The organism is Dysgonomonas mossii DSM 22836, from assembly GCF_000213575.1.
Taxonomy (GTDB): domain Bacteria; phylum Bacteroidota; class Bacteroidia; order Bacteroidales; family Dysgonomonadaceae; genus Dysgonomonas; species Dysgonomonas mossii.
Genome location: NZ_GL892006.1, coordinates 425,836 through 444,304, shown reverse-complemented (window position 1 = coordinate 444,304; position 18,469 = coordinate 425,836). Strand labels below are relative to the sequence as shown.

12 protein-coding genes are annotated in these 18,469 nt (G+C 40.3%); all 12 read left to right on the top strand.

The annotated features are described in order from the left end of the window. Nucleotides 1-67: 67 nt before the first annotated feature. The 12 genes from HMPREF9456_RS08760 (at nucleotide 68) to HMPREF9456_RS08705 (ending at nucleotide 18,451) form a co-directional block, all read left to right on the top strand. A complete protein-coding gene (locus HMPREF9456_RS08760) occupies nucleotides 68-1,837 on the top strand; it encodes an acetylxylan esterase (RefSeq protein ID WP_006843144.1) in 1,770 nt (589 codons plus the stop codon). A 2-nt stretch (nucleotides 1,838-1,839) separates the two neighbouring features. After that, complete coding sequence (locus HMPREF9456_RS08755; protein ID WP_006843143.1) at nucleotides 1,840-3,135, top strand: glycoside hydrolase 5 family protein; 1,296 nt, start codon at nucleotides 1,840-1,842, stop codon at nucleotides 3,133-3,135. 69 nt (nucleotides 3,136-3,204) lie between these two features. Then, the gene (locus tag HMPREF9456_RS08750) at nucleotides 3,205-4,377 is read left to right on the top strand and encodes a glycoside hydrolase family 130 protein (protein ID WP_006843142.1); all 1,173 of its coding nucleotides are present in this window, start codon (nucleotides 3,205-3,207) and stop codon (nucleotides 4,375-4,377) included. Between the two features lie 142 nt (nucleotides 4,378-4,519). Continuing rightward, nucleotides 4,520-5,950 carry an MFS transporter gene (locus tag HMPREF9456_RS08745; protein ID WP_006843141.1) on the top strand — a complete coding sequence of 477 codons (1,431 nt, stop codon included), beginning with the start codon at nucleotides 4,520-4,522 and terminating at the stop codon, nucleotides 5,948-5,950. A 3-nt stretch (nucleotides 5,951-5,953) separates the two neighbouring features. Next, nucleotides 5,954-7,120 (top strand): AGE family epimerase/isomerase, encoded by a 1,167-nt coding sequence (locus HMPREF9456_RS08740; protein ID WP_006843140.1) that lies wholly within the window; start codon nucleotides 5,954-5,956, stop codon nucleotides 7,118-7,120. 16 nt (nucleotides 7,121-7,136) lie between these two features. Next, entirely contained in the window at nucleotides 7,137-9,575 is a 2,439-nt protein-coding gene (locus HMPREF9456_RS08735) for a glycoside hydrolase family 94 protein (protein WP_006843139.1), read from the top strand. A 178-nt stretch (nucleotides 9,576-9,753) separates the two neighbouring features. Continuing rightward, nucleotides 9,754-12,066 carry a glycoside hydrolase family 3 N-terminal domain-containing protein gene (locus tag HMPREF9456_RS08730; RefSeq protein WP_006843138.1) on the top strand — a complete coding sequence of 771 codons (2,313 nt, stop codon included), beginning with the start codon at nucleotides 9,754-9,756 and terminating at the stop codon, nucleotides 12,064-12,066. 143 nt (nucleotides 12,067-12,209) lie between these two features. Continuing rightward, nucleotides 12,210-13,319, top strand: a complete 1,110-nt coding sequence (locus tag HMPREF9456_RS08725; protein WP_006843137.1) for a glycoside hydrolase family 26 protein — start codon at nucleotides 12,210-12,212, stop codon at nucleotides 13,317-13,319. 158 nt (nucleotides 13,320-13,477) lie between these two features. Next, the gene (locus HMPREF9456_RS08720) at nucleotides 13,478-14,602 is read left to right on the top strand and encodes a glycoside hydrolase family 26 protein (protein WP_006843136.1); all 1,125 of its coding nucleotides are present in this window, start codon (nucleotides 13,478-13,480) and stop codon (nucleotides 14,600-14,602) included. A gap of 424 nt (nucleotides 14,603-15,026) precedes the next feature. Next, nucleotides 15,027-16,913 (top strand): methylmalonyl-CoA mutase small subunit, encoded by a 1,887-nt coding sequence (gene mutA, locus HMPREF9456_RS08715; protein ID WP_006843135.1) that lies wholly within the window; start codon nucleotides 15,027-15,029, stop codon nucleotides 16,911-16,913. 21 nt (nucleotides 16,914-16,934) lie between these two features. Then, entirely contained in the window at nucleotides 16,935-17,837 is a 903-nt protein-coding gene (locus HMPREF9456_RS08710; RefSeq protein ID WP_006843134.1) for a prenyltransferase, read from the top strand. Beyond that, nucleotides 17,834-18,451: a CPBP family intramembrane glutamic endopeptidase gene (locus HMPREF9456_RS08705; protein WP_006843133.1), complete on the top strand. Its 618-nt coding sequence runs from the start codon at nucleotides 17,834-17,836 to the stop codon at nucleotides 18,449-18,451. The genes HMPREF9456_RS08710 and HMPREF9456_RS08705 overlap by 4 nt, the downstream gene beginning before the upstream one ends. Nucleotides 18,452-18,469: the final 18 nt, after the last annotated feature.

Genomic DNA, 18,469 nt, shown 5'->3' with positions numbered 1-18,469 from the left:
GTAATAAGATGCCGACAATTATAAATTTGTACTATCTATCATTAAATAGAATCATAGCTAAAAGACCATGAAAAAATATACGATATATCTCTTATCCGTAATCACTTTCTTTCTTGTTTTATCCTGTAAACAAGCGGTAAAAGAAAATCTCGCCCCCACTGTTTCCGAATCATTTTCTGCCGATTGGAAATTCCATGCAGGAGAAGGTGTCGATAGCCTTTGGATGAACGTAGACTACAATGATGCTGCATGGCAAGAAGTGTTGTCATCTAAATCCTTAAAAGATCAAAACATCAAACTGGATAACGGCTTTGGTTGGTATCGTAAAAGAATACAGATGTCGGATGTCTTGGGTAATGCCATAAAGAATAAAGGTGGAATTATACTTCATCTCGGACGTTTAGCTGCTACCGATGAGGTTTATTTTAATGGTAAGCTTGTCGGTAAAACGGGTGAATTTCCGCAAGACTATAGAGGCTACTTTGATAATGAACGAAACTATTTTGTTCCCGAAGAAGATATTAATCTCACAGGAGAAAATCTGATTGCAATTAAGTTTCATGATGGTTGGAATGTCGGTGGTTTTCTTCAAGGAGCTGCTCTATCGATTTCTACTGCTGAAACAAAAGATAAGTTAGCTTTAAATGTTCAGGTGGCAGATTCCGACTATATATTTATGGCTCCTAATCCTGTTCAGATAAAAGTAAGTCTCGATAATAAGAACAAATGGGCAGTGCAGGGACAACTGTTCGTAACACTCACAACAGACGATTATCAACCGCTAAAGGCTGACTCTATGAATATAGAAATAGATGGAAAAGCTTCAATATCCAAGTCCTTTAGCTTCGATAATCCAAATCCCGGGTTTTATAGATATACCGTTCAGTTTCGCCGCAACGCCACAATAGCCTGTGAGAAAAAGTTTAATATTGGCTTCGAACCCGAAAAGATTCACTCGCCTCTCGATGCAAAAGATGATTTCAAAGCATTCTGGGATAAGAACTTGAAAGGGCTTGCAAAAGTTGCTCCGGACTATAAATTGACACTCGTTCCCGAATATTCGAAGATAGATTACGATGTTTATTTGGTTGAGATGCGCTCTTTTGGTAATGAGCTGATAAGGGGATATTATGCCAAGCCTAAGAGAGAAGGCAAGCATCCCGTAATTGTAGAGTATATGGGCTATGGCTCACAACCTTATCCGCCAAATCAGTGGTGGGATGGATTTGCATACTTTGTTTTATCGATCAGGGGGCAAGCATTGAATCAACCTACAAATCGTTTTGGAACATGGATTACATACGGGCTCGACAATAAAGATAATTACTATTATCGTGGGGCATTTTTGGATGTAGTCAGGGCACTTGATTTTGTTTGCAGCCGACCAGAAGTAGATGCGGAAAAGATTGCTGTAAGAGGTGGTAGCCAAGGTGGAGCACTTTCATTTGTGGCTGCGGCCCTCGACAAACGCGTAAAAGTAGCAGCACCCAGTATTCCTTTCTTATCCGATTATCCAGATTATTTCAAAATAGCCCCTTGGCCTAAAAGTGATTTTGATAATTATATGAAAACGCATCCTGAGGCTAAATGGGAAGATATTTATTCACTTCTTACTTATTTTGATATCAAGAATTTGACTCAATGGATTGACTGTCCTCTTATCATGGGAATTGGAGTTCAGGATAATGTTTGTCCGCCACACATAAATTTTGCGGCTTACAATCAGGTAAAATCTGAAAAACGTTGGATGGCATTCCCTGAGTTTGCCCACAGTGTTGGTAAAGAGTATAATGATGCTTCGAAAGCGTTTATCAAAGAAAAATTAAACATAAAATAATAATGAAGAAACTAATTCTTTTTACGATCACAGTTCTAAGTCTTTTTTCTTGTAACAGTAAGAAAAGTACAACCATGTCGGAATCTGCTTTTGTAAAACAAAAAGATGGTCACTTTGTAATAGGCGACAATCCGTATTATTTTATTGGTACAAACTACTGGTATGGCGCAATATTAGGCTCTACAGGAGAAGGCGGGAATCGTGAACGCTTGTTGAAAGAACTCGACTTCATGAAAGAAAATGGCATCAATAACTTACGTGTACTGGTGGGGGCAGATGGTGTTGCCGGACAAGCAGTAAAAGTGAGGCCAACGTTGCAAACAGCACCCGGGGTATACAACGATACTATCTTCGATGGACTAGACTTCTTCATGGCAGAGCTGGGCAAACGCAATATGCATGCTGTTCTCTATCTCAATAATAGCTGGGAATGGAGTGGCGGTTATGGTCAGTATCTCGAATGGTCAGGAAAAGGAAATGTTCCCGAAAAAGGAGTTTATGACTGGCCTGTATTTGTTAAGCATGTGGCACAATATGCCGATTGCGACAGTTGCCATACAATGTTTCTCAATCATGTAAAGCATGTTGTTTCTCGTACAAATAAATATACAGGGAAAAAATATGCAGAAGATACAGCCCTTATGTCGTGGCAGGTGGGAAACGAGCCGCGTGTGTTTAGTGACGAAGGTAAGCCTGCTTTTAAGAAATGGCTCAAAGAAACAACAGCATTGATACGTTCCCTAGACTCTAATCATCTGATTTCTATAGGAAACGAAGGCCTTATGGGTTCGGAAGGAGATATGACTCTTTATGAAGAGATACATGCAGATCCGAATGTTGATTATCTGACAATACATATCTGGCCTAAAAACTGGAGTTGGATTGATATAACCAAGATTAAAGAATCGGTAGATACGGCAATCGTGAGAACAGATAAATATATCTCTGAGCATCTGGCTGTGGCAAAAAAACTGAATAAGCCGATGACAATCGAAGAATTTGGCTTTCCTCGCGATAATCATAAATATACTCTGGATGACCCTGTTACAGCCCGTGATAAATACTATGCCAATATCTTTAAACACGTAGTAACAGCTTCTAAGGAAAAAGGGAATATTGCAGGGTGTAATTTCTGGGCATGGGGTGGACTGGGACGTCCGACTCATGAATTCTGGAAACCGTGGGACGACTATGTAGGAGATCCGGCGCAAGAAGAGCAAGGTTTGAACTCTGTGTTTGATACAGATTCAACAATCAAATTAATAAAAGAATATGCAGATAAGTTAAATACTAAATAGAAGCTAAAACACAAATTATAAAGTAATTCTAATAAACTTAATCAGGTTGAACCCCTTAAAAATCAAGTGATGAGCAATATTTTCAATACCCGTCTTAACGCTGTTACAGCTGAATATGAGAATTTAGTTACATTAAAAAATGAACCAATATTACCGGGAAATGGTATTTTCGAACGATATAAGAATCCTGTATTAACAGCCGGTCATGCACCTGTCTTTTGGCGTTATGATCTCAATCCCCAAACCAATCCTTATTTTATGGAACGTTTCGGGATAAACGGAACATTCAATGCAGGAGCAATCAAGTGGAATGGAAAATATATAATGGCTGTACGTGTAGAAGGTAATGATCGTAAATCGTTCTTTGCAATAGCCGAAAGTCCCAATGGCATAGATAATTTCCGTTTTTGGGATTATCCTATTGTAATGCCCGAGACTGACAACCCCGACACAAACGTTTACGACATGCGCCTTACTGCTCACCAAGATGGTTGGGTCTATGGTGTGTTCTGTTCCGAAAGGAAAGACCCGAAAGTGCCAGCCGGAGATTTGTCTTCAGCTGTAGCTGCAGCAGGTATTGCGCGTACAAAAGATCTGATCAATTGGGAGCGTTTGCCTGATCTGAAAACAAAGAGTCAACAGCGTAATGTTGTTTTACATCCCGAATTTGTAAACGGAAAATATGCACTTTATACACGCCCTCAAGACGGATTTATTGATGCCGGTAGTGGTGGTGGAATTGGTTGGGCACTGATAGATGATATTACCAATGCAGAGGTAAAAGAAGAAAAGATAATCAATTTTCGTTACTATCATACCATCAAGGAACTCAAAAATGGAGAAGGGCCACATCCTATAAAAACATCAAAAGGCTGGCTTCACCTTGCACATGGAGTGCGTGCCTGTGCTGCGGGATTAAGATATGTATTGTATCTTTACATGACAGACTTGGAGCAACCCGATAAGTTGATAGCAGAACCTGCAGGACACTTAATGGCTCCGATGGATGAAGAAAGGGTAGGAGACGTGTCTAATGTATTGTTTACGAATGGCTGGATAGCTGATGACGATGGTACGGTATATCTGTATTATGCTTCATGCGACACACGTATGCATGTGGCTGTATCTTCTGTAGATCGCTTGGTTGATTATTGTTTCAATACAGCGCCTGACGGTTATCGTTCGGCTACATCGGTGCAGACATTGTCGGCCTTGATTAAGAAAAATCTAGAATTAAAATAATAATACTAAATGTTTTGAGGGTATTTTTCACTATCTCTTTGTCATGCCGGATGTAATGGAGGACTTCCGACTTGTCCGGCGTGACAAAGAGGATAACACTCTGATATAGTGTTTTTACTTTTGAGACAACCTATTATCCACCATGAAAACAACAACAGTTACTTTAAAAGAGAAAATCGGCTACGGATTTGGAGATATGGCTTCTTCCATGTTTTGGAAGATATTCGGCATGTACTCCTTGTTCTTTTACACAGATGTTTTTGGTATAACAGCAGCAGCGGCAGGAACTATGTTTCTGGTTGCCCGCCTGTGGGATTCGGTATTTGACTTATTCGTTGGTATAGCAGCCGACCGTACTAAGACCCGTTGGGGAAGATATCGCCCATATTTACTTTGGTTTGCTGTGCCATTCTCCGTAATGGGAGTTATAACATTCTTTGTTCCCGATTTCGGATCAACAGGGAAACTCGTTTATGCTTATATCACTTATTCCCTGATGATGATTGTATACTCACTGATAAATGTGCCTTATGCTTCATTATTAGGTGTGATGTCATCCAATCCGCAAGAACGGAATATCCTTTCTTCGTACCGTATGTCTTTTGCTTTCATTGGTAGCTTTATAACCTTTATGTTGTTGCAGCCGTTGGTTGATATGTTTGCTAGTCTGGAGGGTGAAGCGGCTGTGGATGTTACAAAAGCGGTAACTGAAACATCTGTAAGTACATCTCCTATTGGTTGGACGTTAGCTGTAGCTTCTATAGGGGTGTTATGTACTATTCTGTTCATCTTTTGTTTCAGATGGACGCGCGAACGTGTAGAACCTGTTAATGAAGATGAAAATACTTCTGTAAAGCAGGATTTAAAAAATCTGTTTCATAATGCGCCTTGGTGGATATTGGTAGGTACAGGGCTTGCTGCTTTGTTGTTTAATGCAGTTCGTGATGGGGTCGCTATCTACTATTTCAGAGACTACGTACAGTTTGCATACAGAATGCCGGTTACAGGTTGGGACATGACTACTATTTACTTCCTTGTTGGTCAGGCGGCCAATCTTGTAGGTGTTATTCTAGCTCCTGTCTTATCTTCTAAATACGGAAAGAAAAGAACATATATGTTAGCGATGGCGGGAGCCGCAGTGTTAAGTGTAGTGTTCTATTTTATACCTAATGAGTTAGGCTGGATATTATTGTTACAAACATTAATCTCTCTTTGTGCAGGTTATGTTCTACCTCTTCTTTGGAGCATGTTTGCTGATATTGTAGATTATCAGGAACTGAAAACGAACCGTCGTGCTTCAGGGCTGATTTTCTCATCGTCTTCTATGTCCCAAAAATTAGGCTGGGCATTAGGTGCAGCTCTTACCGGATGGATTTTATCCATATTCAAATACAATCCGCATATTGCTCAGCAAAGTATGGAAACGATCTTTGGAGAGCGACTTATGATAAGTATCCTTCCTGCTATTTGTTGTATTATTGCTTTCCTTGGAATGATGGCTTATCCCCTTTCTGAAAAGAAAGTAAAAGAAATAACTGCCGAACTGGATGCTAAACGTGCCCAAAAAGATTGATCTATGAACGGTTTCAAAAACGAACTGGAGAATAATATATTGGCTTTCTGGATCGATAAGATGCAGGATACAGAGCATGGAGGATTTTACGGCCAGATAGACGGAAACAATGCACTGCACTCCGAAGCAAATAAGGGTGCTATACTAAATGCCCGTATCCTATGGACTTTCTCTTCTGCATACCGCATATTGAAGAAGAAGGAATACCTCGATATGGCTCAACGGGCTTTCGATTATATTACTGCATATTTTCTTGATAGGGAATACGGCGGAGTATATTGGGAGCTCGATTATAAAGGAAATCCTGTAAGTACAAAAAAACAAACCTATGTGCAAGGGTTTATGCTATACGGTTTCTCGGAGTTTTATCGCGCAACAGGAAACAAGCAGGCTCTTGAATTGGCAAAAGAATTCTTCTATCTGATAGAGAAATGTCATGATGATAAATTGGGCGGCTATCTCGAAGCCTATACTCAGGATTGGAAGCCTATCGAAGATATGCGCCTGAGTGATAAGGATGCCAATGAAAAGAAAACAATGAATACACATTTGCACGTTTTGGAACCATATACCAATCTGTGGCGGGTGTGGGACAATGAGCAGCTTAAAGCAGCTCAGAAAAGATTGATTGGTATTTTCACCGAGCGTATATTGGATAAGAAAACAAACCATCTGAATCTCTTTTTCGACGAAGAGTGGAATGTGAAGTCTACAGCCATATCCTACGGACACGATATCGAAGCTTCATGGTTGTTGTTCGAAGCTGCTGATGTATTGGGCGATAGAGACTTACTTGCCGAAATAAAAAATATATCATTGGATATAGCAGATGCTGCATCCGAAGGTTTGCAGGCCGAAGGCAGTATGATATACGAAAAGGATGGGAATCACATAGATGGCGATCGTCATTGGTGGGTACAGGCAGAATCTGTAGTAGGATATATGTATGCGTACAAAAACTCTAAAGACATAGCATATAAAGAAAAAGCTGCACGGATATGGAATTATATCCGCAATCAGATCGTCGACCAAGAGAATGGCGAATGGTATTGGAGCCGAAAAGAAGACGGAACAATCAATCAAAAAGATGATAAGGCAGGGTTCTGGAAATGCCCGTATCATAATGGACGTATGTGTATGGAGATGATAGAACATTTCGATTTAAAATAATGCTTAAAATTAAAATATGAAGTTTGGATATTTTGACGATCAGCGTCGGGAATATGTGATTACAAATCCTCAGACGCCATGGCCATGGATCAACTATCTGGGTAATGAAGATTTCTTCTCTTTGATATCAAATACTGCCGGAGGTTACTCTTTTTATAAAGATGCTAAGTTTCGCCGTATTACTCGTTATCGCTACAATAATGTCCCTATGGATAATGGCGGACGCTATTTTTATATCAACGATGGCGGAACTGTTTGGTCGCCGGGGTGGAAGCCTTGCAAGACCGAACTCGATAAATATGAATGCCGCCACGGAATGAGTTATACGACCATTACCGGGGAGAAAAACGGAATAGAAGCAGAGGTACTTTTCTTTGTACCGCTGAAGACATGGGCGGAAGTTCAGAAGGTGAAGTTGACAAACAAGTCGACGGAGACCAAAAGATTCAAACTATTTTCTTTTGCCGAGTGGTGCTTGTGGAATGCTGCTACCGACATGGAAAACTTTCAGCGTAATTTCTCTACAGGAGAAGTAGAAATAGAAGACTCTGTCATTTATCATAAAACAGAATACAAAGAGCGTAGAAACCATTATGCTTACTATAGCGTAAATGCTCCGATACAAGGGTTTGATACCGACAGGGAATCATTTATAGGTTTGTATAATGAGTTTCGTGATCCGCAAGCGGTGATGGCGGGAAAGCCTTCCAACTCTGTGGCTCACGGTTGGTCGCCTATAGCATCGCATTACCTCGAAATAGAATTACAACCGGGCGAAACGAAAGAACTGATATTCGTATTGGGTTATGTAGAATACGAAAACCGCGAGGATAAATGGGAATCGAAAGGTGTTATCAATAAGAGCAAAGCAAAGGAGACTATTGCTAAGTTCGATACGGTTGCAAAAGTACAGGCTGCATTTGATGAATTAAAAACCTATTGGGATAATTTGTTAAGCAGCTATGTGCTAAAGAGCAACGAAGAAAAATTAGACCGCATGGTCAATATTTGGAACCAATACCAATGTATGGTTACGTTTAATTTTTCTCGCTCCGCATCTTTTTTCGAATCGGGAATCGGGCGAGGCATGGGGTTTCGCGATTCCAATCAGGACTTGGTTGGTTTCGTTCACCAAATTCCCGCACGTGCCCGTCAGCGTATCATCGATATTGCGTCTACACAGTTTAGTGATGGCGGTTGTTATCACCAGTATCAGCCACTCACCAAGCGAGGGAACAATGATATCGGCGGTGGTTTTAACGACGATCCGATGTGGCTCATTTTCGGAACAATCGCCTATCTGAAAGAGACGGGAGACTTCTCTATATTAGACGAGGCTGTTCCTTTCGACAATCAGGCGGGAACAGAGAAATCTCTGTTTCACCACTTGACTGTTTCATTCAATCACGTGATCGAAAACTTGGGACCTCACTTACTGCCTCTTATCGGGCGTGCCGACTGGAACGATTGTTTGAATCTAAATTGTTTTTCGTGGGATCCGAATGAGTCATTCCAGACGACTGAAAACAAAACGGAAGGATCTAAAGCCGAATCTTTGATGATCGCCGGACTGTTTATTGTTTGTGGTCAGGACTATGTAACGCTTTGCCGCCAGATAGGAAATAATCAGGAAGCTGACCGTGCACAGGGTTATATCGACTCTATGATCGAAGCCGTTAAGAAACATGGATGGGATGGCGATTGGTATCTTCGTGCCTATGATTATTACGGAAAGAAAATCGGTAGTAATGAAAATAAGGAAGGAAAGATATTTATCGAGTCGCAAGGTTGGTGTGCGATGGCAAAGGTTGGACTAGAAGAAGGTATGGTAGAGAAATCGCTGGATTCTGTCAAAAAATATCTGGATACACCCAATGGTATTGTCTTGAATAATCCGGCGTTTACAGAATATGTAGTCGAATACGGAGAGATTTCTTCTTATCCTGCCGGCTATAAAGAAAATGCAGGTATTTTCTGCCACAATAATCCCTGGATCATGATTGCCGAAACCATCTTGGGACGAGGCGACTATGCATGGGAATATTACCGTAAGATATGCCCTTCTTATACCGAAGAAATATCAGAATTGCATAAAGTAGAGCCTTATGTATATTCTCAGATGATTGCCGGGAAAGATGCCTTCAAACCGGGTGAAGCTAAGAACTCTTGGTTAACCGGTACGGCAGCATGGAATTATTATGCGATCACCCAATTTATTCTGGGTATCAAACCGGATTATAATGGATTGGAAGTAAATCCTTGTATCCCTTCCGATTGGAAAGGCTTTGAGGTAACACGCAAATTTAGAGATGCAACTTATCTCATCTATATTAAAAATACAGGAGTGAATCGAGGAGTAAAAAGTATAACAGTTAACGGAAAGGCTTTGTCTGGAAACATTATTCCGCTACAGCCTGCCGGTTCGGTGAATAAAATAGAGGTAGTATTAGGTTAATTTTTAGTTTGAATTATAAACTCTTTGTTTCGGAGATCGTGTTTTTTGAGGTATATTTGACATATATTGTCTTATTGAGAACAGAAAACACCTTACCGCTAGAGTAGAAATTGTTTACTGTGAAATTCAGGATGACAATGTATACGAATAGTTTATTTGTAGAACTTAAATATTTTATATGAGAAAATTAGCAGTATTAGTAGTTGTATTGGGCATTGCCTGCGGCATGTATGCACAAAAGGGTGATGCTGAGAAAAGAGCAGCCGAGATGGTGTCGAAAATGACATTGGCAGAGAAAATAGGGCAGATGTCTCAGATAACGGTTGATCTGGTTTGTAAAGGTCAGGACACTCCTCCTACCAGCACATTGGAGATAGATGCAGACAAAGTGCGCGAAGCTGTTGTTAAATACCATGTAGGATCTATTCTTAACGCTCCCGGTACACGTGCGCGTACGCCTCAGTGGTGGACTAAAGCTGTAGAGCAGATTCAGGAAGTAGCAACGAAGGAAACCCGTATGAAAATTCCTGTTATCTATGGTCTCGACCAGATACATGGAGCTACTTATACGGCAGGTTCTACTATGTTCCCTCAGGAAATAGGTATTGCCGCTACATGGAATCCGGCACATGCCCGCAAGATGGGAGAAATCACGGCTTACGAAACACGTGCAAGTAATGTACCTTGGAACTTCTCTCCTGTACTGGACCTAGGGCTAGATCCACGTTTCCCTCGTCAGTACGAAGGATTTGGAGAAGACCCTTATATCGGTTCGGTTTTCGGATACGAATTGGTGAAAGGATATGAAGGCGATGATAATAACATTGCAAACCCAACAAAGGTGGCTTCATGTATCAAGCACTTTATAGGCTATTCGGCACCAATCAGTGGAAAAGACCGCACCCCTGCTTATATTCCCGAGAATGTATTACTCGAATATCATGTTCCTGCTTTTAAGGCGGCTATCGATGCCGGTGCACATACTATAATGATCAACTCGGGTATTATAAACAATGTACCTGTACATGCCAGCTATGAGCTGATGACTAAATTGCTACGTGAAGATTTAGGCTTTCAGGGTATGATTGTTACAGACTGGGAAGATATAAACAAGTTGTATAACCGTGACAAAATGGTTCCTTCTATCAAAGAAGCGATCAAAGCCGGTATTAACGCAGGAATCGACATGTCGATGATCCCTTATAACTATAAAGAATTCTGCGATTTGTTGACAGAGCTTGTCAATGAAGGTCAAGTGCCGATGTCACGCATCGATGACGCTGCAACAAGGGTATTGACTGTGAAAATAAAGCTTGGATTGTTTGAAACGCCGAATACGTATGCAAAAGATTATCCGGAGTTTAATTCTAAGGCATTCCAACAAGCTTCTTACAATGCAGCAGCTGACGGTATCACATTGCTCAAAAACAACAACAATGTATTGCCGTTGACTAAAAGTGCAAAAATTCTGGTGACAGGCCCTAATGCTGTTAGTAGACGTGCATTGAACGGAGGATGGACATTCTCTTGGCAAGGTGAAAAAATAGACGAGTTTGGAGACTTGTATCATAACATTCTTGATGCGGTACAACAAAAATTCGGCAAAGCAAATGTTTCTTATGTTCCGGGTGTGAGCTACACAAAAGAAACAAAATGGGATACAGAGCATAAAGATCGTTTCGATGAGGCTATTGCTGCCGCTAAGAATGTAGACTATATAATATTGTGTTTGGGCGAAAATTCATATTGCGAGAAACCGGGTGATTTGAACGATTTATATCTGAATGACTTACAAACAGAGCTGGCTCAGGAAATGCTCAAGCTGGGGAAGAAAGTGATTTTGGTATTGAGCGAAGGTCGTCCTCGTCTGATCTCTAAGTTCTCATCCAAAGTAGATGGTATAGTACAGACATATCTACCGGGAATTTACGGAGCCGATGCATTGGCAGATATTTTGGCGGGAGATGTAAACCCTTCAGGTAAATTGCCTTATACATATCCGGCATATCCGAATTCATTAGTGCCGTATTTCCATAAATATTCTGATGAGCAGGTAAATACCGATGCAGCATACAATTACGAAGGAGACTATAACTTTGAATATCCGTTCGGGTATGGCTTGAGTTACACAACTTTCGCATATTCAAATATCAAACTAGATAAGTCTCAGTTGCCTCTTCATTCGAACGAAGAAGTAACTATATCTGTAGATATAAAAAATACAGGTAGCCGTGATGGAAAAGAGGTTGTGCAACTTTATACAAGCGACTTGGTTGCATCACTGGTTCCGGATGTGAAAAGATTACGCCGTTTTGAGAAGGTAGCATTAAAAGCAGGTGAAACAAAGACTGTAACATTTAAGTTGAAGCTAAACGATCTTTCTTTTATCAATCTCGAAAATAAACGAGTGGTAGAGCCCGGAGATTTTGAATTTCAGGTGGGTTCTTCCTCTAATGATATAAAAGGCAAGGTGTTGTTTACTGTAAAATAATTGTTTTTCAATATAGGTTGGTTTTTTTAGGTGAGAGACTCCATACTTACCCAGAGTATAGAGTATGGAATTAAATTAAGTATTATTATTTCAACAGTTTTCCGGCCAGTCCGGGAGACTGTTGATTATTAACCTTTACCGTGATGATGAGGCATATCCTCTTTTTTCTATTCGTATCTATTATTGTTCCTGTCAAAGCTTCTGATATATTGGTTGACAGGCAAGCTACAGAGCGAACAAAAATCCTATATCAGAACTTGAAAGATATACAGAAGAGCGGTAAAGTTCTTTTCGGGCATCAGGAAGCTACCAGCTACGGACGTACTTGGGTTGGAGATAAGAATAGGAGTGATGTCAAAGATGTTACGGGCAGCCATCCAGCCGTTATTGGGCTCGATTTTGCCAATGTGACCACCTCCGATTCAGAGCAGTTTGAGAAAGCTAAGTATGAGTTGATTACTTCCGTTGTTGATACTTACAATAGGGGCGGTATTTCCACCTTCGCTTGGCATGCAAGTAATCCTGCTAACGATGGGAGTTTTTATTGGGAGAAAGACCCTATAGAAGTTGTTCCTGATATTCTTCCCGGAGGAAAATTACACGATAAATATAAGAAATACTTGCAATCTATTGCTGATGTAGTTTCAGAATTCAAGGATAAAGAGGGAGTGCTTATTCCTGTTATATTTCGTCCGTTTCATGAATATGATGGCGATTGGTTCTGGTGGGGAAAGGGACATTGTACCAAAGATGAATTCATTGCTTTGTGGCGGTTTACGATCGACTATTTACGGAATGATTTAGGGGTACACAACTTCATATATGCGTTTTCGCCCGATTGTAGGTTTCCTACAGAAGAGGAATTCTTGGAATACTATCCGGGTGATGAATATGTGGATATGCTGGGTATGGACAACTATTGGGATTTTCGTCCCGATGGAGCGAATAATCCTCAGCTTACTGCAAAAAAGCTTAAAATAGTGTCAGATATAGCCGAAAGCAAAGGTAAACTGGCAGCCTTCACCGAGACAGGATTGGAGGGGATACCTCAATCGGATTGGTTTACGGCAACATTACTGCCTATTCTGCAACAGGTGAAGATTTGCTATGTTCTTGTATGGCGCAATGCCAGTGATATGGAGCATCATTATTATGCACCAACTGTAGGGCATCCTGCCGCTGACGATTTTAAGGAGTTCACTCAGTCTGAAACCATATTGATGGAGAATGATGTGACTGATATATATAATTGAGACAGTTAATTATCTATTTAATGATTAGAACCAGAAATGCTATATATCGTACAAAAAAGTGACACGAATAAAATAGCTTGAACCTGTTACTTTTGCATACACTTCGCTCCTATGGCCGTTGGTTGTTACTTTTTAACAAACTGAAAAATGAATATATAATGAAGAAAACATTTGTATTACTAATGTCTGTAGCTATGGCACTCGTATCATGTAAGCAAAAAGAAACGATAGCAGATATGAAATTGCCTATTGATAAAAATGCCACAAAAGAAACTGTGGAGCTGTACAACCGATTATTCAAGTCGTTAGATAAGGGTATAATGGTTGGTCATCAAGATGCTTTGGCGTATGGTCATGGCTGGTATAAAGAAGCCGGGCGGTCGGATGTGAAAGATGTGACGGGCGATTATCCTGCAGTGGTAGGGTGGGAGTTAGGTCATGTCGAAATCGGGGCTCAATTTAATCTCGATTCTGTCTACTTTTCGGATATGAAGCACTATATCAAAGAAACCTACGATAGAGGAGGTATAACAACAGCCAGTTGGCATGGAGATAATATCGTAACAGGAAATACCGCTTGGGACTGTGCGCAGGATTCGGTTGTAAGAACGATACTGCCTAATGGCTCTAATCATGCAAAGTACCTCACATGGCTCGATCGTGTTGCAGATTTCTTTCTCGACCTGAAGGATGATAAAGGTAACCTGATTCCCGTTGTGTTCCGTATGTACCATGAACATACAGGAGCGTGGTTTTGGTGGGGTAGTAAACAGTGTACGCCCGAGGAGTATAAACAATTGTGGGTTATGACCGTAGAGTATCTGCGTGATAAGAAAAACGTACACAATCTTCTTTATGCCTATTCTCCATCAGAAACAAAAAATGAAGCCGATTATCTTGAGCGTTATCCCGGTGATGAATATGTTGATATAGTGGGTTATGATTGCTATGTGCCGGGTAAAGACAGTGAAGCCGTAGCAAAATACAAAGAAGCGATGGATCTCAATCTTAAGATTGTAACCGGTTATGCCGCTAAGTCGGGTAAAATACCGACTATCGGGGAAACGGGAATGGAATCTATACCGGATTCTATATATTTTACACAAGCTATATATCCTGTTATAAACCAATATAAAATAGCATGGGTATTATTCTGGCGCAATGCCTGGGAGAGCGATAAGCCGGAACATTTTTATGCGCCGTTCAAAGGACATTCGTCCGCAGATGATTTCAGGGAATTTGTGGCTAAGCCCAATATTCTGATGAATGCAGATGTAAAGTAAAGACTTTCTTATGTCTTAATATGCTGAAGGATAGAACTCAGGTTCTATTCTTCTTCTTTGTTATATCACTCTGTTCAGGGGGTGATAGAATAGCCAAACTTCTGATGTTTTTTTGAAGTCTTAAAATTGGGATTTGGTATTTTAAATTTCTCTTAAACAAGCTGCCCGATGGAAGAACCAAATGGTATGAAAATGCTAAAGTCCTTTTCATTATTAACATATAAACTGCCAATCCTAAGTTTTTTTAGGCTCGAAAACTTTACCAACCAAACAAAAAGGATTACTTTTGTGGTGCATTTTTAATAAGGATAACTGTTTGAATTTAAGCACCTATAAATAACATTTATGTAAATATAGATAGGCCATTTATAATCTTTTAAGAATCAATAAAATATAACCTATATATTAAACAATTTTATTAATCATGGCTAATCAGAAAGAAAAGCTTTTCTCAAATTTTCCGCCGATATCTACTGAAGAGTGGATGGCAAAAATAGTAGCAGACCTGAAAGGGGCTGATTTTGAGAAAAAACTTGTTTGGAAAACAAACGAAGGGTTCAATGTAAACCCTTTTTACAGAAGTGAGGACCTTGAAGGCCTTAACACGGCTGTATCACTTCCGGGTGAATTTCCTTACGTGCGTGGTACCAAGAAAGATAACGACTGGTATACTCGTCAGGATATTGACGTCCGAGATTTCAAGGCAGCAAACGCAAAAGCTCTTGACGTACTTTACAAAGGTATCACATCTCTAGGATTTCATATCGAAGGAGATGACGTAAATGCCGACAACATCAAGACATTGTTGAAAGACATTCACCCTGAAGCTGTAGAGCTTAACTTTAGTACATGTCATCGCAAATCTTTGGAATTAACTAAGATCTTAGTTGAATACATCAAAGAATCGGGTGCAGATGTGATGAAGTGCTTTGGTTCTGTAAACTACGATCCTTTCAAACCACTTTTGAAAAAGGGACGTAATGCAGACGGATGGGTAGATAAAGCAGCAGAGATAGTTAAAGCTGCGGCTCCGCTACCTCGTTTCAGAGTGTTGGCTGTTAATGCCTATGCATTGAATGATGGCGGTGCTTACATCTATCAAGAACTTGGGTATGCATTGGCTAATGGTAATCAGTTGATGTCTGCTCTTGTTGAAGCAGGACTAGACGCGACATTGGTTGCTAAGAAGATCAAATTTAACTTTGGTATTGGCGGTAACTATTTTATGGAGATCGCTAAGTTCCGTGCTGCACGCTGGTTATGGGCCGAAATAGTAGAAGCTTACAAACCTATTTGTGCTAACGAATGCCCGAACAAATCTCCTGAAGGAATCTGTCGTTGTGCTGCAAAAATATATGTTCATGCACAAACATCTACTTTCAACAAGACTGTTTACGATGCCCACGTGAACTTGCTTCGTACACAAACAGAATCAATGTCGGCCACTATTGCCGGAATTAATTCGTTGACAGTACGTCCTTTCGACGAAACATATAAAACTCCGGATGACTTCTCTGAACGTATCGCACGTAACCAACAATTATTGTTGAAAGAAGAATGTCATTTCGATAAGATAACTGACCCTTCAGCGGGTTCATATTATATCGAGAACCTTACTAAATCTATAGCTGAACAAGCTTGGAAATTGTTCCTTGAAGTAGACGAAAAAGGATTTTATGAAGCATTGAAAGCGGCAACAGTACAAACTGCCGTTAAGACTTCAGCTGATACCCGTTTCAAAGCATTGGCTACTCGCCGGGAAGTATTATTGGGTACTAATCAATATCCTAACTTTACGGAGAAGGCTGAAAGCAAAATCGTTAAAGAAGGTTGTAATTGCGGATGTTCTTCCGAAAAAGGAGAATGTATGCCGTTACCTACCAGCCGCTTAGGTACAGCATTCGAAACACTTCGCCTGGCTACAGAGAAACATGGTGCTCCTACAGTATTTATGCTAACAATTGGTAATCTGGGTATGCGTCTTGCACGTGCACAGTTCTCAAGTAACTTCTTTGCTTGTGCCGGATACAAGATTATCGACAATTTAGGTTTCGAAACAGTTGAAGCAGGAATCAAAGCTGCTCGTGAGAAAAAAGCAGATGTTATTGTACTTTGTTCTAGTGACGATGAGTACGCAACATACGCTCCTGAAGCTCATAAGTTGATCGAAGGCAAAGAACATTTTGTTGTTGCCGGAGCTCCTGCATGCATGGAAGATTTGAAAGCGCAAGGTATAGAACACTTCATTAATGTGAAGAGCAACGTCCTTGAGACTCTGAAAATGTTCAATGCTAAACTGGGCATCGAATAATATTTTATAATTCGGATAAAAATGGAAACAAAAAAACCAACACTAAAAAACTGGGTGATTGCTACGCGACCATGGTCGTTTCCGGTATCATCTCTTCCTGCTCTTATTGCAATGATGTATACAATACACGTTTACCCCGAAAGCTCTGCTAACTGGATATTGGGTGTAATTGCAATCATTGGCGCAGTTGTTTTTCAGGCAGGTGGTAACCTGATCAGTGATTATTACGACTATAAATATGGTGTAGACAGAGAAGGCAAGGTAGGAACAGATATTCTTACCAGCAAACTGTTTACTCCTAAACAGGTGTTTATTTACGGATGGGCATTTATTGCTTTGGGGATAACACTTGGTTTATTTTTGGTTTCGCAAGCAGGTATAGACTTGTTGTGGGTTGGTTTATTTGGTACTATCGGCGCTGTGTTTTATTATCGTTTCAAGTTCAAAGCATTGGGAGATCTTCTTATCTTTCTGGTTTATGGACCCTCTATTATGCTGGGTACAGGATATGTAATGCTTGGGCACTTCGATTGGTCGTTGCTCTTTGTTTCTTTCCCTATGGCGTTTATTACTGTCAACGTGTTGCATGCAAATAATACACGAGACATCAGAAGCGACCGTTATGCGGAAATCAAAACATATGCAATGCTGATCGGGATGAAGGCCTCTGTGATACATTATTATCTGTTGACTATATTGGCTTATGTGTCCATAATAGTAATGGTGGTTCTTAATGTTTTGCCGGTAACGGCTCTTATCACTCTGATAACAGTACCGGTAGCATATAAGAACTGTAAAGCCATGTCGCAGATAACAGAAGATGATGTTACTCCTATTAATGAATTGGACAAAGGAACTGCTCAACTACAATTGATGTTTAGCGCATCATTGTCGTTAGCCCTAATTTTAGCTATCCTGATATGAAAAAACTTGCAGGTGCAATCCTAGTAGCAATAGTCTTCTGGTTTGTGATGTTTTCGCAATGGACAAGCCCGCATATCAATTTTTGGTATGTAATGCTTGCCGCCGCAGGAACACTCACAGCCTTGAGTTTTCTATTTAGAAAAGACTGGAAAGCCGAGTTTTCTTTTAATATAAAAGATGTTGCTTTGGGTGTTGGCTCTGCAATCGTATTATGGGGAGTTTTCTATTTAGGTAATGCAATCTCCGGAATGCTTTTCGATTTTGCTCATCCGCAAGTAAGCGATGTGTATGCCATGAAAGATGGGCAAAGCAAATTGTTTCTTGCATTGGCTCTATTGTTTTGGATAGGTCCTGCCGAAGAAATCTTTTGGCGTGGATATGTTCAACGTTCATTGAGCGAAAGCAAACTCGGAAGTATGAAAGCATATATTATAACAACACTTATCTATGCCTTTGTGCATATATGGGCGTTCAATTTTATGCTTTTTATGGCTGCCTTTATCTGTGGGGCTTTTTGGGGATTCATATATATGAAAAACAGAAACTTGCTGACAGTGCTTATATCCCATGCTATTTGGGATGTGGCTGTTTTCATTTTATTTCCTATATCGTAAATAATCAAATAAAAAATA